Consider the following 18586-nt stretch of genomic DNA (forward strand, 5'->3'; position numbering starts at 1 on the left):
ACAATAGCTAATGACAGCGCAATTTGAACACGTATCCGTATTAATGGATGAGACCATCGATGCCCTTGCAATTAAGCCAGACGGTATATACATGGATGGTACATTTGGACGTGGTGGCCACTCTGGGCAAATTTTAGCACGCCTTGGTGATGAAGGTCGCCTGCAAGCAATTGACCAAGATCCACAAGCAATACAATCAGCTGAAAAATTTGCTGATGACCCACGTTTTGCAATTGCACATACTCGCTTTTCAAACCTATACGAAGTAGCACAGCAAAACGATCTAATTGGTAAAGTCGATGGCATTTTATTAGACATTGGTGTTTCGTCACCACAATTAGATGACGCTGAGCGTGGCTTTAGTTTTATGAAAGACGGCCCACTCGATATGCGTATGGACCCTACAACAGGTCGCAGTGCAGCACAGTGGTTAGCAGAGGCTGAGTTGGATGATATTACCCACGTAATTAAAAAATTGGGGGAAGAAAAGTTTGGTAAACGCATTGCACACAAAGTACTTGAAGTTCGTGAGCACACGCCAATCACAACTACCAAGCAGCTTGCTGACCTTGTTGATGAAGCTGTACCGGTAAAAGATAAGTTTAAGCACCCTGCAACACGTACTTTTCAGGCGATTCGTATTTATATCAATAGCGAGCTTGAAGAGATTCAAACAGCGCTACAGTCTGCAGTTAAAGTGCTAAAGCCAGGCGGACGTTTAGTGGTGATTTCGTTTCATTCTTTAGAAGACCGTATTGTAAAACAGTTTATTAGAAAACAGAGTAAGGGAGAAGCATTACCCAGAGGTCTGCCTTTAACTGACGCACAAATAAATAAAAATCTGACGTTAAAAGCAGTGGGTAAAGCTATTAAGCCAAGTGCTGCAGAAGTAGAGCGTAATCCACGTTCTCGTAGTTCTGTACTTAGGATTGCACAGAGGTTGGGATGAGTAAAAAAGCGAGCTATCGGCAACCTAATTTATTCTTTGAAATATTAAAAGGCCTAGGAGCTAATAAGCTAACCTCGGCCTTGTTGGTTGTGATATTCGCTTCTAGTTTAGCTGTTGTGCAAACAACCCACTTAGCTCGTGGCCAACTTATACAGCAAGATCAATTATTACAAGAACGCGATGAGCTCGATTTAGAGTGGCGCTACTTACTTGTTGAAGAAGAATTTTATTCGCAACATGCACGCATTGAAGAAGTAGCTACATCACAATTGAAAATGAAAAGACCTACGAGTCAAGATGAGCAGGTAATAATAGTACAATGAGAAATAGAGGCAAAAAACCAGTCACTAATTTAATCACATGGCGCTTTATGCTGGTGTGTGCAGTTGTGTTTATGGTGTTTGTAACACTCGTATCTCGCGCTGCTTATTTACAAGTAATAGAACCTGATAAAGCACGTTCAGAAAGTGACAAACGTACCGTGCGCGTTGAAAAACTACATGTGCAACGCGGGATGATTTTTGACCGTAATGGTAAAGAGTTAGCGGTAAGTGTGCCTGTTGTAAGTGTATATGCTGATCCTAAAGCATTGCACAAGTCGCTAGTCTCTAAAGTAATTAAACAAGCACGTAAAAGCGGCGAAGATCATTTATCTTTAGCTGAAAATACCGCTGAGCTTGATAAGCGTACTGCACTTTATTATAAAAACGATTTACGCTGGCGTGAGCTTGCTGATGTATTGCGCATTGATCCTAAGAAGATTAACTCTCGACTATTAAACGATCCCTCGCGTCGCTTTGTTTATTTAAAGCGCCAAGTTACTCCTGCTGTAGCAAATTATATTGGCGATTTACGCCTACCAGGTATTCATTTACTAGATGAATCTAAACGCTATTACCCCGCCGGTGAGGTTACCGCGCATGTTATTGGTTTTACTAATATAGACGGTAAAGGCATTGAAGGTATTGAAAAGCTATACGAAAACGCTTTAACGGGCGAGGAAGGCCGCCGCACTATACGTAAAGACGCACAAGGGCGTGAAGTAGAAGTGCTTGACGAGCGTGAGCGCGTAGAGCCAGAAAGTATAGAACTAAGTATTGACCAGCGAATTCAAGCTATTGCCTACAAAGCTGTAAAATCAGCTGTACTGACTTACAAAGCCACATCGGGCTCAGCTATGGTAGTTGATGTTAAAACCGGTGAAGTGCTGGCAATGGTAAATAGTCCTTCATTTAATCCAAATAACTTAAGCGATGCTGCACCTCATAAGCGTCGTAATCGCGCAATTACAGATTTGTTTGAACCAGGCTCAACTGTTAAGCCTCTAGCCATTTTAGCTGGGCTAGACTACGGCGCCATTCAGGCAGATGACACGATTGATACCTACCCAGGTTGGATGCGTTTAGGTGGTAGTTTAGTTAGAGATACTCGTAATCACGGCGAACTAACACTGCGCGAAATACTAAAGTACTCCTCAAATATGGGGGTTGCGAAGGTTACTCAGTTAGTGCCTAAAGATTACCTTGTTGGCTTATATCAAAAAGTAGGCTTTGGCAGTGACACCGGTACTGGAATGGTAGGTGAAAGCAGCGGTTTGTTTTATCCAAATCGTCGTTGGTCTGACTTTGAAATTGCCACTTTATCATTTGGTTATGCAATTTCGGTAAGTACTGCGCAAATGGCGCGCTTTTATACCATGTTAGGCGCTGGTGGAGTTAATCGACCACTGACTATTTTAAAGCAAGATAATATACCTGAAGGCGAACGTATTTTTAAACAAAAAGACGTAGAAGCCGTAGTCCACATGATGGAAAGTGTATTTGAAAAAGACGGTACTGCTCGCAACATAAAAGTTGATGGGTATCGTGCTGCCGGTAAAACAGGTACATCTAAAAAAGCCGTAGCAGGTGGTTATGGTGATGAATATGTAGGTTACTTTGCAGGTGTAGCACCGGCAAGTAATCCTCGTTTAGCCGTGGTAGTTATGATTAATGAACCAGGTGGTGATGTGTACTATGGAGGTGCCACCGCTGGCCCTGCATTTGCAGAAATCATCTCTAACGCATTAAGAATATTAAACGTAGCGCCTGACAAGGAAGAGGTTGCGTACGTACAAGGTAAAGATAACGATGCGTGATTTAAAGGATATTTTAAAATACATCGAAATAGATGCGCCCTCGCAACTGGTAAAGCATTTACGCCTTGATAGCCGTGAAGTAACGCCAGGTGATGTATTTGTTGCTATTAAAGGCCATACACTTGATGGCGGACAATTTATTAATAAAGCAATTGAAAATGGCGCAATAGCTATCATTGCTGACAGATTATGTGAATTTGAAAGCAGTTTTGAGCCACTGTATTTAGTCTCAGAGCTTGATAAAAAGCTTCCAGAATTAGCTAGTCGCTTTTATAGCCAACCAAGTCAGACTCTTGATTTAATTGGTGTAACAGGTACAAATGGTAAATCGACTACCACAGCAATGATTGCCCACTTAGCGCAATTTTGTAGTACTGATTCGGCTATTATAGGCACTTTAGGTTATGGCCATCCTGATAACTTAATTCCACTGATAAACACTACGCCTTCAACAGTTGATTTACAGCATATTTTGAGCGATTTAAATTCGCAGCATAAAAAGCTGGTAGCCATGGAAGTATCATCTCATGGGTTAGTGCAACAACGCGTTGCTAAATGTCAGTTTAAAGCGGCTGTGTTTACTAATCTTTCGCGCGATCACTTAGATTACCATGGTGATATGGCAAGTTACGGTGATGCGAAATTAATGCTTTTCCGTGATTTTGAGCCGCAAGTTGTAGTGCTCAATCAAGATGACTTTCAAGCTGAGCAATGGCTTGAAAAGTATGATTTTAATAACCTAATTTGTTATGGCCGAAAAAATTTAGCTCCTAAGAATGCCCGATACGTTTATTTTTCTGATGTTGAATATTCAAGTGAAGGTATTTCGGCGCAGTTGTCGACAAGTTGGGGTGATATTTCAATTAAATCGCCTCTGTTTGGCGAATTCAACTTATATAACTTAACGGCAGCGCTCGCTACATTACTAGGGCTAGGTTATCCGCTTGAACAACTAGTTGCTGGTTGTGCGCAGTTACAGCCAGTCGCTGGTCGAATGCAAGCTTTTAGTCAAGCTGGCATGCCAACGTGTGTTGTTGATTACGCCCATACACCCGATGCACTTGCACTTGCATTACAAGCATTGCAGTTGCATGTGCCAGGTGGTGTAAGTTGTGTATTTGGTTGCGGTGGCGACAGAGACAAAGGTAAGCGCGCATTAATGGCGCAAGCTGCAGAGCAAAACGCTAATAAAGTGATTATTACCAGCGATAACCCTCGAACAGAAAATCCTGATGACATTATTGCAGATGTAGCAGGCGGTCTAACCCATCCTCAAAATGCACATCTAGAGGCTGATAGAGCAACTGCAATTCGTTTTGCTATAGAAAACGCTACAGCTGATGATGTTATTTTGATTGCAGGTAAAGGCCACGAAGATTATCAAATTATAGGCGATAAGCGCATCGACTTTTGCGATCGCCGTTATGTACAAGAACAACTAAAAAAAGCAGTAAGAGGGATAACACAATGATCCCAATGGATTTTGATTGGTTAGCTAATGTGCTAACAGCCGATTATCAAGGTGATAATCAACACGTGCTAAATATAAATACTGATACTCGCACAGTGTGCGATGGCGAAGTGTTTTTAGCACTTAAAGGGCCAAATTTTGATGGCCATAAATTTATAGCTGAGGCTAAACAAAAAGGCGCTATAGGCGTTATTGTTCAGCACAAAGTTGATGTAGATATTCCACAATTTATAGTAAGCGATACACGTATTGCACTAGGTACAATTGGCACCGCTGTTATGGCCCAAGTGGCGCCTAAAACAATTGCAATTACAGGGAGTGTAGGCAAAACCACCGTAAAAGAAATGTGTGCGGCAATTTTGTCGGTTCACGGTGATGTATTAGCTACTAAAGGTAATTTTAACAACGATATTGGCGTCCCTCTTACGTTATTGCGCTTAGAGCCTCAACATCGTTTTGCTGTTATTGAGCTAGGTGCAAATCACTTAGGTGAAATTGCTTACACAACGGCAATGACAAAACCAGATGTGGCCGTTGTATGTAATGTTGCAGCAGCTCACTTGGAAGGTTTTGGTAGCTTAATGGGCGTTGCAAAAGCTAAAGGTGAGATTTTTGATGGCCTAAAAGATGACGGCGTTGCCATTGTTAATTGCGATAGTGAATTTAGCCAGTATTGGTTAGATAAACTTGAAGGGCGTAATGTTAAGCGCTTTTCTACAACCGAAAAACTAGACATTTGGGCAGAGAACATCACGCTTGATGCCAATGCACGTGCAAGCTTTACGCTTTGCACTAAAAACAAGCAAGTGCCTGTTACTTTGGCACTACCTGGTAAGCATAATATTAGTAATGCACTTATCGCTGCGGCGCTGACCAGTGAATTTGATGTAACCCTTGAAGAAATAGCCAATGCACTTGCCACAATGGGTGATGTAAAAGGGCGCGTTAATTTAATTGAAGTGTCTGATTTACTTACCGTGGTTGATGACACCTATAATGCCAATGTTAAGTCGGTAAAGGCTGCGATTGACTTGTTAAGTGATATGCAAGGTCACCGCATTTTAGCACTCGGAGATATGGGTGAGCTTGGTGAAGATGCACGTAAGTACCATCAAGAAGTTGGCGAGTATGCACTTGAACAAGGGATTGATGAGTTATTTACATTAGGCGTGTTAAGTAAATACGCAAGTGATGTGTTTGAACTCCCTAATCGTCACTTTTCGAGCCGCGAACAGATGCAGCAAAAAATTCAAGAAAGTATTAATAAAGTGAATAAAAAAACAACAATAGTAGTGAAAGGATCGCGCAGTTCTCGCATGGAATTATTAGTAACCGATTTAGTTAATGGCCAGCAACAAGCCATCAATGGAGTATCATAATGTTAGTTTGGCTGGCAGAGTATTTAACACAGTATTTTAGTGGTTTTCATGTTTTTTCGTATTTAACGCTACGTGCCATTTTAGGTATTTTAACTGCGCTAATTATGTCTCTTTATTTGGGGCCTAAGTTAATTCGTGGTTTGCAACGTATGCAAATAGGTCAAACAGTTCGCGACGATGGCCCGCAATCGCATTTGTCTAAGTCGGGTACACCGACTATGGGTGGCTTACTTATTTTAGCGGCTATTTTTACCAGCACGCTACTTTGGGCCGATTTATCAAATAAATATGTGTGGGCAACACTGTTTGTAATTGGCTCATTAGGTATTGTTGGCTTTATTGATGATTACCGTAAAGTTATTCGTAAAGACCCAAAAGGTTTAATTGCTAAGTGGAAGTACTTTTGGCAATCGGTCATTGCATTAGTTGTAGCTACTGCTTTGTACTTTACCAGTGCTCAAGCATCTGAGACATCTCTTGTTGTTCCATTTTTTAAAGACGTATTACCGCAATTAGGTTTGTTTTATATTGTGCTCACGTACTTTGCGATAGTAGGTACATCAAACGCGGTAAACCTGACAGATGGTTTAGATGGCTTGGCGATTGTGCCAATTATTTTGGTGGCTGCAGCATTGGCAATTATTGCTTACTTAACAGGTAATATTAACTTTTCGGCTTACTTACATATTCCACATTTACCGCTAGCGAGTGAGCTTGTGGTTGTGTGTACTGCCATTGTGGGCGCAGGGCTTGGCTTTTTATGGTTTAACACTTACCCAGCACAAGTATTTATGGGTGATGTTGGCTCATTAGCACTTGGTGGCGCATTAGGTATTATTGCTGTTTTAGTACGCCAAGAGTTACTACTTATTATTATGGGCGGTGTATTTGTAATGGAAGCACTATCGGTAATATTACAAGTGGGGTCGTATAAATTGCGCGGACAACGCATTTTTAGAATGGCGCCGATTCATCATCATTATGAATTAAAAGGTTGGCCAGAGCCTCGCGTTATTGTGCGCTTTTGGATTATTTCTGTTGTGCTAGTGCTTGCTGGCTTAGCTACTTTAAAGATTCGATAAATGCAGTATTTAAACGAGATAAAAAACAAACAAATAACAGTGCTCGGACTCGGTGTAACCGGTCTGGGCATTGTGCGTTTTCTATTATCTCATGGCCTCGCCCCCAAGGTCGTTGATAGCCGAGCAACCCCGCCGGGGATTGATTGGTTAAAAGAGCATGCGCCAAATCTAGATACCCACTTTGGTAATTTAGATGACGCTGAGCTTTGTTCAAGCAATATGATTATTATAAGCCCTGGGCTTAGCTTAAAAATACCAGCTGTTGCAAATGCAATTAACGCAGGTGTTGAAGTGATTGGCGACGTTGAGTTATTTGCACGTATTAATACAAAACCGGTTGTTGCTGTTACGGGCTCTAACGGTAAATCAACCGTGGTTACCCTCGCTTATGAAGTATTAAAAGAAGCCGGCTATAAAGTTGCTTTGGGTGGGAATATTGGCACAGCGGTGCTTGATTTACTCAACGATGATTTTGATGTGTATGTACTTGAGTTATCTAGTTTTCAGCTAGATACCACAACGAGTTTAAAACCTTTGAGTGCAACGGTATTAAATGTGTCAGAAGATCACCTTGACCGATACGACAGTTACCAAGCTTATATAGACTCAAAGCTAAGTATTTATGGCGGTGCAGAGCTTATTGTTGTCAATGCAGACGATATTCAAACACATCCAGTTGAGCGCGGTACAACCCCCCTAATCAGCTTTGGTGCTCAACAAGGTGATTACCATTTAGCGCAGCATAATGGCGAAACTCATTTTATGCTTAAAGGCGATGCCTTTTTACCTGTTGATACGCTTGCGGTAGTGGGTAAACACAATTATTTAAATACGCTTGCAGTAATGGCGCTTTTAAGTCCGTTTGAAGTAAGTAAAGATCAATATAAGAACGCGTTAGGTCAATTTAATGGGTTGGCTCATCGCTGCCAATTTGTAGCTGAGCTTAACGGTGTAAAGTATTTTAACGATTCAAAGGCAACGAATGTTGGAGCGACCATTGCTGCAATAGATAGTTTGGCTAGTAATGGTGAAAACCTGATTGTTATTGCAGGTGGCGATGCTAAAGGCGCTGATTTAAACGCACTTAAACCCTACATAGAACAGCATGTAAAAGCATTAATTTGTTTTGGTAAAGATGCAAGTGACTTAGCTGCGATTACCAATAAGAGCTATTTAACTAACAACATGGAAGAAGCCGTTGCTTTGGCCAACGTACTTAGTAGTACAGGCAATATTGTTTTGTTAGCACCTGCATGTGCCAGCATTGATATGTATAACAACTATATGCAACGTGGTGATGACTTTATTCAATGTGTTATGGCAGGGCAACTATGATTGCTTTTGCCGATATAAGAGATGCATTAACACCAAAACCTTCAGGTCAGTTGTATGATGTACCGCTGTTGTACTGCGTAATTATGTTAATTGGTGTTGGTTTTATCATGGTAACCAGCGCTTCAATGCCGACCGCTGAGCGGTTATTTGATGACCCATACCATATTACTATTCGCCACAGCATGTTTTTGGCAATGTCTTTTGTGCTTTTTTGGATAAGTGTTTGTGTGCCAATGGATTGGTGGAAACGATCCAACCCTTATTTATTAATACTAGGTATGGTGCTGTTAATAGCGGTATTAATTGTTGGGCGTGAAGTGAATGGTGCTAAACGATGGATACCTATTGGTCCTGTTGGTTTTCAGGTTGCTGAGGCCGCTAAATTATACTTTTTTAGTTATATTGCGGGTTATTTGGTAAGAAAACGCGAAGAAGTACAAGAAAATATTAAAGGCTTTGCAAAGCCAATAGCTGTATTTGCAGTGTATGCGCTACTTATTTTGCTGCAACCTGATTTAGGCACAGTGGTTGTTATGTTTGTAACAACGGTTGGTTTACTGTTTTTAGCTGGCGCTAAATTATGGCAGTTCTTTGTGCTTATTCTAACTGGCGTCGGTTTAGTTGTATTACTGATTATTGTTGAACCATATCGAATGGCGCGTGTTGTCGGCTTTTTGGACCCTTGGGATGATCCTTTTGGTAAAGGTTATCAGTTAGTTCAATCGCTAATGGCTTATAGCCAAGGTGGTTGGTTTGGCCAAGGCTTAGGTAACAGTGTACAAAAACTGCAATATTTACCTGAAGCGCATAACGATTTTATTTTTGCTGTAATAGGTGAAGAACTTGGTTTAATAGGCGTTGTAAGTATTTTAATGGTATTAGCTACTTTAGTATTTAGAGCGTTATTAATAGGCCAACAAGCGCTTAAATGTGGCAAAGAATACGAAGGCTATTTTTCGTTTGCCATTGGTATTTGGTTTGCATTTCAAACCATGGTGAATGTGGGTGCGAGCGCGGGTATTTTGCCAACTAAGGGTTTAACCCTGCCATTTATTTCTTATGGTGGTTCAAGCTTGTTAATTATGACCATTGCCACAGGCATTTTATTGCGCGTAGATTTTGAAACCAAAATGGCAACCAAACAAGCCACCTCACGTGGAGGCAAGCGATGAGTAAAAAATTAGTAGTAGTGGCTGGTGGAACTGGCGGACACATTTTTCCTGGTATTGCAGTGGCTGATTATTTAAAACAGCAGGGCTGGCAAGTTAGCTGGATTGGCACACCAGATCGAATGGAAGCAAGCGTTGTACCTAAGCATAATATAGATATTGATTTTATCAATGTAAAAGGTGTTCGTGGTAACGGATTAAAACGTCTTATTAAAGCCCCATTCATGGTAGTTAATGCAGTATTGCAAGCGCGTAAGGTATTGAAAGAACAGCGTCCAGATGTAGTACTCGCAATGGGCGGTTATGTTACGGGACCCACGGGAATTGCCGCAAAGAGTTTAGGTATTCCGTTAGTTATTCACGAGCAAAACGCTGTAGCGGGTATGAGCAATAAACTGCTAGCTAAGGTGGCTACACGTGTATTAGCAGCATTTCCAAGTGCTTTTGCACAGGGTCAAGCCGAGCTAGTAGGTAACCCAGTTCGCCAAAGCGTTATGAATATAGCCAAACGCGATGTATCAAGCCCTATTAATATTTTAGTGGTAGGGGGCTCGCTCGGTGCACAAGTGCTTAATCAAACATTACCAGAAGCATTTAAAGTACTAAATAATACAGCTCCTATAAGCGTATGGCATCAAACAGGTGAAGGTCATTTATCTACTGTAGAAACAGCTTATAAAATGCATGGCTTTGCGGATGGTAATACAAAAATAGCTGAATTTATTGATGATATGGACGCGGCATATAGCTGGGCTGATATTGTTGTTTGCCGCGCTGGTGCATTAACTGTTAGCGAAATTGCAGCAGCAGGTAAAATGGCTATTTTTGTTCCTTTTCCACATGCTGTGGACGACCATCAAACAGCAAACGCACAATATTTAGTGATGGCTAATGGCGCATTATTAATGCCACAAGGGCAGTTTAATAAACAATCAATTGTTGAACTATTAAGCCCATATTTAGCCCAACCTTCATTAATTACTGAAATGGCTACAAATGCAAAAAAACAAGCCATTTTAGATGCCACAGCAAGCGTAGCAACGCACTGTGAGCAAGTAACAAATAAGAGAAAATAAGTGAAAGAAACGTCAGTACAAGAAAAACACACGCGCCCAGCAATGCGCCGAATAGAAACCATTCACTTTATTGGTATTGGTGGAGCCGGTATGGGCGGTATTGCTGAAGTACTCGCTTTTGAAGGCTATCGTATTACAGGTTCTGACATTGCTCATAGCGCTATGACAGATCGCTTAATTAAAGCCGGTGCTGAGGTATTTATTGGCCATCATGAAAATAACGTGAAAGATGCCAATGTAGTGGTTGTTTCAAGCGCGATTGATGAAACAAACCCTGAAATTATTGCAGCTAAGGCCGCAAGAATCCCTGTTGTGCGCCGCGCAGAAATGCTCGCAGAGCTAATGCGTTTTCGCCACGGTATAGCGATTGCGGGGACGCATGGTAAAACAACGACAACAAGCCTAATTGCAAGTATTTATGGACAAGCAGGGCTCGATCCAACTTTTATTATTGGTGGCTTGTTAAATAGCGCAGGTAGTAACGCAAAAGTAGGTAAAAGTGATTTTTTAATAGCAGAAGCTGATGAAAGCGATGCGTCGTTTTTACACTTGCAGCCAATGGTCTCGGTGATCACAAATATTGAAGAAGATCACATGGATACTTATGGCGGCAGTCTTGAAAAAATGAAAGACACGTATGTCGATTTTATTCATAACTTGCCGTTTTATGGTTTAGCTGTTGTATGTATTGACTCTGAAGTTGCAGCAGAGCTTATTCCGCGCTTTGGTCGCCCAGTTATCACGTATGGCGAATCGAAGGATGCTGATTATCGCATGAGCGACTTTAGCCAATCAGCTAATACGTGCACATTTACAGTAACCAACAAGCAAGGTGAGTGTTTAACTGCCACGTTGAATATGCCAGGTAGACACAACGCACTTAATGCAACCGCTGCGATTGCTGTGGCAAAAGATCAAAACATTGCGAATCATGCAATTTTAGAAGCGCTGCAGAAGTTTGAAGGCATTGGCCGTCGTTTTCAGCACTATGGTGAATTTGAAAACGAGCGGGGCAATGTGATGTTAGTTGATGACTACGGGCATCACCCTTCAGAGGTTGCAGCAACAATTGCAGCAGTCCGTGAAGGTTGGCCTGATAAGCGTTTAGTAATGGTATATCAACCTCATAGATTTTCTCGTACACGCGACTTATACGAAGATTTTGTAAAAGTACTTGCTGATGTAGATCAGTTGCTATTACTTGATGTGTATAGCGCTGGTGAAGATCCTATTGTGGGGGCAGACAGCAAAAGCTTATGTCGTAGCCTTCGCCAACGTGGCAAAGAGCCGCTGCACGTAGCAACAAATGCTGAGCTTGCAGGTGTTTTGGCCGCAAATTTACAAAACAATGATTTAGTATTAACCCAAGGCGCTGGTAATATAGGCCAGTTAGTTAAAACATTAGCTGCAACGGGTATGTCGATAGAAAAACTTAAGCAAGGTGAAGTATGACTCAGGTAAACACACAATTTGGTAAAGTAGCGGTACTGCTAGGTGGTAACTCAGCAGAGCGTGAAGTGTCTTTACGATCGGGTCAGGCTGTTTTAAATGCGCTGCAAAATAGTGGTATTGATGCAATTGCATTTGACCCACAAAGTCGTTCTTTGTGGGAGTTAAAAGAATTAAATGTAGATCGCGTTTTTATCGCTTTGCATGGCCGTGGTGGCGAAGACGGCACAGTGCAGGGAGCACTTGAATTTATGGACTTGCCTTACACGGGCAGTAATGTACTAGGTTCAGCACTTGCTATGGATAAAGTACGTTGTAAGCACTTATTTAAATCAGCGGGTTTAAGCACTGCACCTTATACCGTAGTTGATGCTAAAAAAGGCTTTGATGCTGCAGCCATTATGGATGAATTTAAAAAGGTCATGGTTAAGCCATCGCATGAAGGTTCAAGCATAGGTATGGCGCAAGCAAGTACAACACAAGAGCTTGAAGATGCACTAGCTAATGCATTTAAGTTTGATAACCAAGTACTTGTAGAGCAGTGGATCACTGGTCGTGAATTTACAATCACGGTGCTTGGCGACGATGTACAACCAGTCATTGAGATGACGACACCTAATGGCTTTTACGATTACCAAGCTAAGTATCAATCAAATACAACCCAGTATCATTGCCCTGCAGATTTATCAGAGCAAGATACTAAGTACTTACAAGCCATATCGCTAGATGCGTTTGATTTAGTGGGTGCAAGTGGTTGGGGTCGTGTTGATGCTATGCAAGACGAGCAAGGGAATTTTTACCTGCTTGAAGTGAATACAGTACCAGGCATGACTGAAAAGTCACTAGTACCGATGGCTGCAAAAGCGAACGGGGCAACTTTTGAGCAATTAGTTGTTCGCATTTTAGAGCAAACGCTTTAATATGCATCCCCTTTTAGAAAAAGCTCAACAACTAAAACAGCAACTTAACTTTAATTGGTCGCTGATTTTTGGAGTGAGTTTTTTTCTGGTTGTGGTTATAGGCTTAGTACAAATAACCACAGGTGTATCTGATTGGTTAGTTGAAAATAAAGATGCTCAAATTAAGCACCTTACAGTGCAAGGGCATCCCAAATACACAGATGAAACGGCAATTATAAAAGCAATTAAAAAAGCCGATTTAAGTAGTTTTTTTGAACTTGATGTTAAGCACGTGCAGCAGCTAGTTCAAGACTTGCCTTGGGTTGCTACCGCTTCGGTACGTAAACAATGGCCTGATACTATACAGGTGTATGTAGTTGAACATGAAGTAGTTGCTCACTGGAATAGCGACTTGTTGCTCAACCAAAGTGGCCAAGCATTTCAAGCCAGCAGCGATAAGTTAGATGATAACTTACCGCAGTTATATGGCCCAGAAGGTAGCGAAGAAGAGGCGTGGGTTGCTTTTAAGCAATTTGATGAAATGCTCAGAGTTAATGGTTTAACATTAACAAGTTTGGCATTATCGGAGCGTTTTTCGTGGCAACTTTGGCTAGATAACGGGATTCGCTTAAATTTAGGGCGTAAAGATAAAGCCAAGCGTGTACAACGTTTTATAGACGTTTATCCACGAATGGAACAACGTGCAGATGCACAAGTAGATACAATCGATTTACGGTATGATACCGGCCTTGCAGTAAGCTTTAAGCCAATGCAAGAAGAACAATTACAAAATAAGAGTAAGGCATGACTAAGTCAGCAGAAAGAAACCTAGTAATAGGATTAGACGTTGGCACCTCGAAAGTGGTTGCCACGGTAGGTGAAATCACCGCAGATAACAAGCTCAGCATTGTTGGTGTGGGCAGCCAAGTATCTCATGGTATGGATAAAGGCGGCGTTAACGATTTAAACTTAGTGTCTGAGTCTATTCGACGAGCAATAGACGAGGCCGAGTTAATGGCTGATTGTCGTATAAGCTCTGTGTATTTGGGTATTTCTGGCAAACATATACAGTGTCAAAACGAAAGTGGTGTGGTGGCAATTAATAACACCGAAGTCACTGACGAAGACATTGAAAACGTAATACATATTGCGCGTTCTGTGCCTATTTCAGCAGAGCGTAAAATGCTACATGCATTGCCGCAAGAATACAGCATCGATATGCAAGAGGGCATTAAAAACCCACTAGGCATGAGCGGCGTTCGTATGGAAGCGCGTGCACATATCATTACGTGCTCAAACGACATGGCAAAAAATATCGAAAAATGTGTAGAACGCTGTGGTCTTGAAGTCGATCAACTTATCTTTACTGCCCTTGCGTCTTGCTATTCTGTACTAACAGATGACGAAAAAGAGCTAGGTGTTGCAGTACTTGATATTGGTGGCGGTACTATGGATATCACCATTTATATTAATGGCGCACTTCGTCACTCTGCCGTTATACCTGTAGCGGGTAACCAAGTTACTGGTGATATTGCAAAAATATTTCGCACACCTATATCACATGCAGAGTCACTCAAAGTACAATACGCATGTGCTAGTAGCCAAATGGCAAGTAGCGAAGACACAATTGAAGTACCAAGTGTAGGCGGGCGACCAGCAAGGTTGATGTCGCGCCATACATTATCTGAGGTGGTAGAGCCTCGTTTTAGAGAATTATTTGAGCTTGCGATGGAAGAAATTCGTCGTTCAGGCTTAGAAGACCAAATTGCGGCAGGTCTCGTTATAACAGGCGGAACTGCTAAAATGACTGGCGCTATGGAAGTGGCAGAAGACATCTTCCAAATGCCAGTAAGAATAGGCAAACCAATCGGGATGGTTGGTTTGACAGACTATGTAGATGATCCTTCGTACGCAACCGCTGTTGGTTTGTTACAATACGGGCGTACCATGCAATCGATGAATGCACAAAAGTCGAAAGCAGAGGATAACAATAATTGGTGGAACCGCATTACTAAATGGTTCCAAGGCGAGTTTTAAGACTCAAGTCGGAGAGTAAACATGTTTGATATAATGGAACAACACAGCGAAGAAGCTGTAATAAAAGTAATCGGCGTGGGCGGTGGTGGCGGTAACGCTGTTGAGCACATGGTAAAACAACAAATAGAAGGCGTGCGTTTTATAGCCGCTAATACGGATGCGCAAGCATTACGTAACTCTGCTGCCGATATTACAGTTCAACTAGGCACGCAAATAACCTCTGGGTTAGGTGCGGGCGCAAACCCTGAAGTAGGCCGTAAGTCGGCTGAAGAAGATGCAGATACAATTCGTGCCAGCCTTGAAGGCGCCGATATGGTATTTATTGCAGCCGGTATGGGCGGTGGTACAGGTACTGGTGCTGCACCGGTAGTTGCTAAAATTGCTAAAGAACTCGGTATTTTAACCGTTGCAGTTGTAACACGTCCTTTTGATTTTGAAGGTAAAAAACGTGCAGCAGCCGCTGAACAAGGCATTAATGAATTGTCAGAAATTGTAGATTCACTTATTACAATTCCTAACAATAAATTGCTTAAAGTTTTAGGGAAAGGGACTACACTTCTAGATGCCTTCGCTAAAGCTAATGACGTATTATTTGGTGCGGTACAAGGTATAGCAGAGCTAATTACACGTTCTGGTTTAATTAACGTGGATTTCGCCGATGTTAGAACAGTAATGTCTGCAATGGGTACTGCAATGATGGGAACGGCGTCTGCGTCAGGTCCTGATCGTGCACAAGAAGCTGCAGAAGCAGCTATCTCAAGCCCACTACTAGAAGACGTTGATTTAACAGGTGCTAAAGGTATCTTAGTTAATATTACCGCTGGTATGGACATTGCGATTGAAGAATTTGAAATTGTTGGTAATCACGTTAAAGCACTTGCGTCAGAAAACGCAACGGTTGTTGTTGGTGCGGTAATCGACCCAGAGATGACTGATGAGCTACGTGTAACGGTTGTTGCAACTGGTTTAGGCGGCGATCGTCGTCCACAGTTTGGTATTGTTGATAACGGCTTTAAAAAAGCATCAGGTTCTGATGTTGCAAGCACATCAAACCAAACGAGCAGCATGTACGTGCCAAGCTTTGCAAGCCAAGATACAAACGCTGAAGAAAACACGACTAAAGAGCAAGCGCAAAGTAAAGAGAAAGCGCCTTCAACGAGTTCAAGTAGTTCAAGTTCTTCAGTGCAAAATAGTAAAAAAGCAGATAAATCAGAAGGTGGTGATTATTTTGATATTCCCGCTTTTTTACGTAAGCAGGCAGATTAACATTTAATAATACTTTTGTTTGAAATGTGTACAAATATTGAAAGGCAAAAGGATTTATGTTAAACTCCGCCGTCTAACTGTAACTGATTTAAAAGTGAGCATACCTATGATTAAACAGCGTACGATTGCACAAGTAGTCAAAGCCATAGGAATTGGACTTCATAAAGGTGAGAAGGTCACAATAACTCTCCGACCTGCGAGCGCAAATACTGGGATTGTATTTCGTCGTGTCGACCTTGATCCGGTTGTTGATTTTGAAACAACACCTGAAGCCGTTGGTGATACGCAGTTGTGTACTTGTTTAATTAACAAAGATGGTGTTCGCTTATCAACTACTGAGCATCTTATTGCAGCTGTTGCTGCAATGGGCATTGATAATCTAATTGTAGAATTGGACAGCTCAGAAGTGCCGATTATGGATGGTAGTGCATTACCATTCATATATCTGTTACAAAAGGGCGGAATTGAAGAACAAAACGTTGCTAAACGCTTTATCCGTATTAAAGAAAAAGTACGCATTGAAGAAGATGGTAAGTGGGCTGAAGTTGAACCATATGATGGTTTTCATATCGACTTTGAGATTGCATTTAACCACCCAGCTATCAATGAAAGTCGCCAACGTATTGGGTTGGATATAACAACGCAAAGCTTTATTGAAGAAATTAGCCGTGCGCGTACTTTTGGATTTATGAAAGATATTGAATACATGCATGCAAACAACCTAGCGCTAGGTGGTAGCATGGATAGTGCTGTGGTACTTGATGAATTCAAAGTTTTAAATCCTAATGGCTTACGTTATAGCGATGAGTTTGTTAAGCACAAGATATTAGACTGTGTTGGTGACATGTTTATGACAGGTCATAATCTTTTGGGTAAAGTAACTGCATTTAAATCGGGTCATGATTTAAATAATAAATTACTACGTAAAATTATGGCTACAGAGTCAGCATGGGAGTGGGCAACATTTGAAACGCCTGTGACGATGCCTGCACCCGGTCTTGAGTTAGCTCCAGCCTAAAAGCAGTAAAAGAACAGCTCACAAACAGTTATAAAAAATGACGCTAATTAGCGTCATTTTTTTTGCGTAAAATTTACTCTATTATAACTCTAAAAGAGCTTGTAACTGATTTAAATGAGTTACTGTATAAGTTGGTTTTATTCCATCGGCTAATTGCTCACCAGGGTGTTGTAACCAGCAAGTATCAATACCTGCATTGTTGCCGCCAAGTATGTCGCTTGCAGCAGTATCACCCACCATAAGTATCTCGCTTTTATCAGGGTTACCCATTAGCTCAAATGTGTGCTCAAAAATCGCTTTATTTGGTTTTGCTATACCCACAAGTTCAGATATTACTAACCATTCAAACATATCTTTTAAGCCAGTATGCTCAAGGCGTACGGTTTGTAAGCGGGCAAATCCGTTAGTAATAATACCTAATCGAGCATTTGGCTTAAGTTTATTTAAAAGCTCAATAGCACCAGGTAATGGCTCGCAAATTTGCGCCATAGCATCTAAAAAAGCATCGTTTAGCTCTTTTGCGGGCACATTAAGTTTTGAAGCCCACTCATTAAAGCGTGTTACTTGTAAGTAATCTGCGCTAATAGTACCATTTTGATAATCAACCCACAGCTGCTTATTGGTTTTTTGATAATGGATATAGTCGTCTTGGCTAAAATCTACGTTGTAAGCTTTAAACATGCGAGTCATGCCCGCTAAAATATCAAACCTAAATAAGGTTTCGTCTGCATCAAACAATACATAGTTGTATTTCATTAAACTTCCTAAATTAATTTGTTTGGCTGTAGAGATCTACGTGTAGAAAGGGCGCCATAGCTAAAGTGAGTGCTTGTGTATAGGTGCTTTCGCGCGTGGCGTGATTGTTTGTAAGTAACCCAATAGCGCCCCCTTTTTGTTTAACGTTGGTAGTATTAAATGCTTTGTCCATTACATCGCCAAGCTCTTCGCCGTTAAGTAATGCGTTATAAAGCACTTGAGGCAAGGGGAGGTTGCTGCTGCGCCCTACAACCTGATTTAAGGCATTATCAATAACTACGTAAGCAAAGGTTGCTGCACCATAGCTAAATTGCTCTGCACCGCCTTCCATTGCCACGTAGTAGTGAGCTTGGTAATGCTCTTTGCAATAATTAACACGGTTTTGTGCGCCAACACGTGTTTCTTCTTCGCCAATAGGTTGATCTGGCACATTGGATAGGGCATCAACACCTTGGCAATCAATTTCATTTTCAGGGAAATACATTGCAAAAATATGTTTAGCCGCGTTAATTTTTACAGGGTTTTTAGAACCCACAATAATTTTTAATGAGTACAACACAATG

At 41.4% G+C, this 18586-nt stretch carries 17 protein-coding genes; 15 read left to right on the plus strand and 2 right to left on the minus strand.

The window, feature by feature from the left end; genetic code table 11:
* Nucleotides 1–10: 10 nt before the first annotated feature.
* The 15 genes from rsmH (at nt 11) to lpxC (ending at nt 17267) form a co-directional block, all read left to right on the plus strand.
* A complete protein-coding gene (gene rsmH, locus H5089_RS02935; RefSeq protein WP_024606338.1) occupies nt 11–949 on the plus strand; it encodes a 16S rRNA (cytosine(1402)-N(4))-methyltransferase RsmH in 939 nt (312 codons plus the stop codon).
* Nucleotides 946–1272, plus strand: coding sequence for a cell division protein FtsL (ftsL, locus tag H5089_RS02940; RefSeq protein WP_002957986.1), 327 nt, complete (start codon nt 946–948; stop codon nt 1270–1272). Before rsmH ends, ftsL begins: the two co-directional genes overlap by 4 nt.
* On the plus strand, nt 1269–3086 hold the full coding sequence (locus H5089_RS02945; RefSeq protein ID WP_002957987.1) for a peptidoglycan glycosyltransferase FtsI: 1818 nt from the start codon (nt 1269–1271) through the stop codon (nt 3084–3086). Before ftsL ends, H5089_RS02945 begins: the two co-directional genes overlap by 4 nt.
* Nucleotides 3079–4557 carry a UDP-N-acetylmuramoyl-L-alanyl-D-glutamate--2,6-diaminopimelate ligase gene (murE, locus tag H5089_RS02950; RefSeq protein ID WP_182711434.1) on the plus strand — a complete coding sequence of 493 codons (1479 nt, stop codon included), beginning with the start codon at nt 3079–3081 and terminating at the stop codon, nt 4555–4557. Before H5089_RS02945 ends, murE begins: the two co-directional genes overlap by 8 nt.
* Nucleotides 4554–5936 carry a UDP-N-acetylmuramoyl-tripeptide--D-alanyl-D-alanine ligase gene (gene murF, locus H5089_RS02955; RefSeq protein WP_182711435.1) on the plus strand — a complete coding sequence of 461 codons (1383 nt, stop codon included), beginning with the start codon at nt 4554–4556 and terminating at the stop codon, nt 5934–5936. Before murE ends, murF begins: the two co-directional genes overlap by 4 nt.
* Nucleotides 5936–7018, plus strand: a complete 1083-nt coding sequence (mraY, locus tag H5089_RS02960; protein WP_154903862.1) for a phospho-N-acetylmuramoyl-pentapeptide-transferase — start codon at nt 5936–5938, stop codon at nt 7016–7018. The genes murF and mraY overlap by 1 nt, the downstream gene beginning before the upstream one ends.
* Nucleotides 7019–8353, plus strand: coding sequence for a UDP-N-acetylmuramoyl-L-alanine--D-glutamate ligase (gene murD / locus H5089_RS02965; RefSeq protein ID WP_182711436.1), 1335 nt, complete (start codon nt 7019–7021; stop codon nt 8351–8353).
* The gene (gene ftsW, locus H5089_RS02970) at nt 8350–9525 is read left to right on the plus strand and encodes a cell division protein FtsW (protein ID WP_024606332.1); all 1176 of its coding nucleotides are present in this window, start codon (nt 8350–8352) and stop codon (nt 9523–9525) included. The genes murD and ftsW overlap by 4 nt, the downstream gene beginning before the upstream one ends.
* Entirely contained in the window at nt 9522–10598 is a 1077-nt protein-coding gene (murG, locus tag H5089_RS02975; protein WP_182711437.1) for an undecaprenyldiphospho-muramoylpentapeptide beta-N-acetylglucosaminyltransferase, read from the plus strand. Before ftsW ends, murG begins: the two co-directional genes overlap by 4 nt.
* Nucleotides 10599–12050, plus strand: coding sequence for a UDP-N-acetylmuramate--L-alanine ligase (gene murC, locus H5089_RS02980; protein ID WP_039485322.1), 1452 nt, complete (start codon nt 10599–10601; stop codon nt 12048–12050).
* Complete coding sequence (locus H5089_RS02985; RefSeq protein ID WP_058154153.1) at nt 12047–12967, plus strand: D-alanine--D-alanine ligase; 921 nt, start codon at nt 12047–12049, stop codon at nt 12965–12967. The genes murC and H5089_RS02985 overlap by 4 nt, the downstream gene beginning before the upstream one ends.
* Nucleotide 12968: 1 nt before the next feature.
* A complete protein-coding gene (locus H5089_RS02990; protein WP_002957996.1) occupies nt 12969–13754 on the plus strand; it encodes a cell division protein FtsQ/DivIB in 786 nt (261 codons plus the stop codon).
* Entirely contained in the window at nt 13751–14983 is a 1233-nt protein-coding gene (gene ftsA, locus H5089_RS02995; RefSeq protein WP_007582937.1) for a cell division protein FtsA, read from the plus strand. The genes H5089_RS02990 and ftsA overlap by 4 nt, the downstream gene beginning before the upstream one ends.
* A gap of 21 nt (nt 14984–15004) precedes the next feature.
* Nucleotides 15005–16249 (plus strand): cell division protein FtsZ, encoded by a 1245-nt coding sequence (ftsZ, locus tag H5089_RS03000; RefSeq protein WP_182711438.1) that lies wholly within the window; start codon nt 15005–15007, stop codon nt 16247–16249.
* 106 nt (nt 16250–16355) lie between these two features.
* A complete protein-coding gene (lpxC, locus tag H5089_RS03005) occupies nt 16356–17267 on the plus strand; it encodes a UDP-3-O-acyl-N-acetylglucosamine deacetylase (RefSeq protein ID WP_002957999.1) in 912 nt (303 codons plus the stop codon).
* A gap of 81 nt (nt 17268–17348) precedes the next feature.
* Here the strand turns inward: lpxC and yjjG are convergent, their stop codons facing one another.
* Together yjjG and yjjX are read right to left on the minus strand one after the other, a co-directional pair.
* Complete coding sequence (yjjG, locus tag H5089_RS03010; RefSeq protein WP_182711439.1) at nt 17349–18023, minus strand: pyrimidine 5'-nucleotidase; 675 nt, start codon at nt 18021–18023, stop codon at nt 17349–17351.
* 13 nt (nt 18024–18036) lie between these two features.
* Nucleotides 18037–18582 carry an inosine/xanthosine triphosphatase gene (yjjX, locus tag H5089_RS03015; RefSeq protein WP_182711440.1) on the minus strand — a complete coding sequence of 182 codons (546 nt, stop codon included), beginning with the start codon at nt 18580–18582 and terminating at the stop codon, nt 18037–18039.
* Nucleotides 18583–18586 lie beyond the last annotated feature (4 nt).

Origin of the sequence: Pseudoalteromonas sp. SR45-1 (assembly GCF_014163655.1) — a bacterium.
Lineage (GTDB): Bacteria > Pseudomonadota > Gammaproteobacteria > Enterobacterales > Alteromonadaceae > Pseudoalteromonas > Pseudoalteromonas distincta.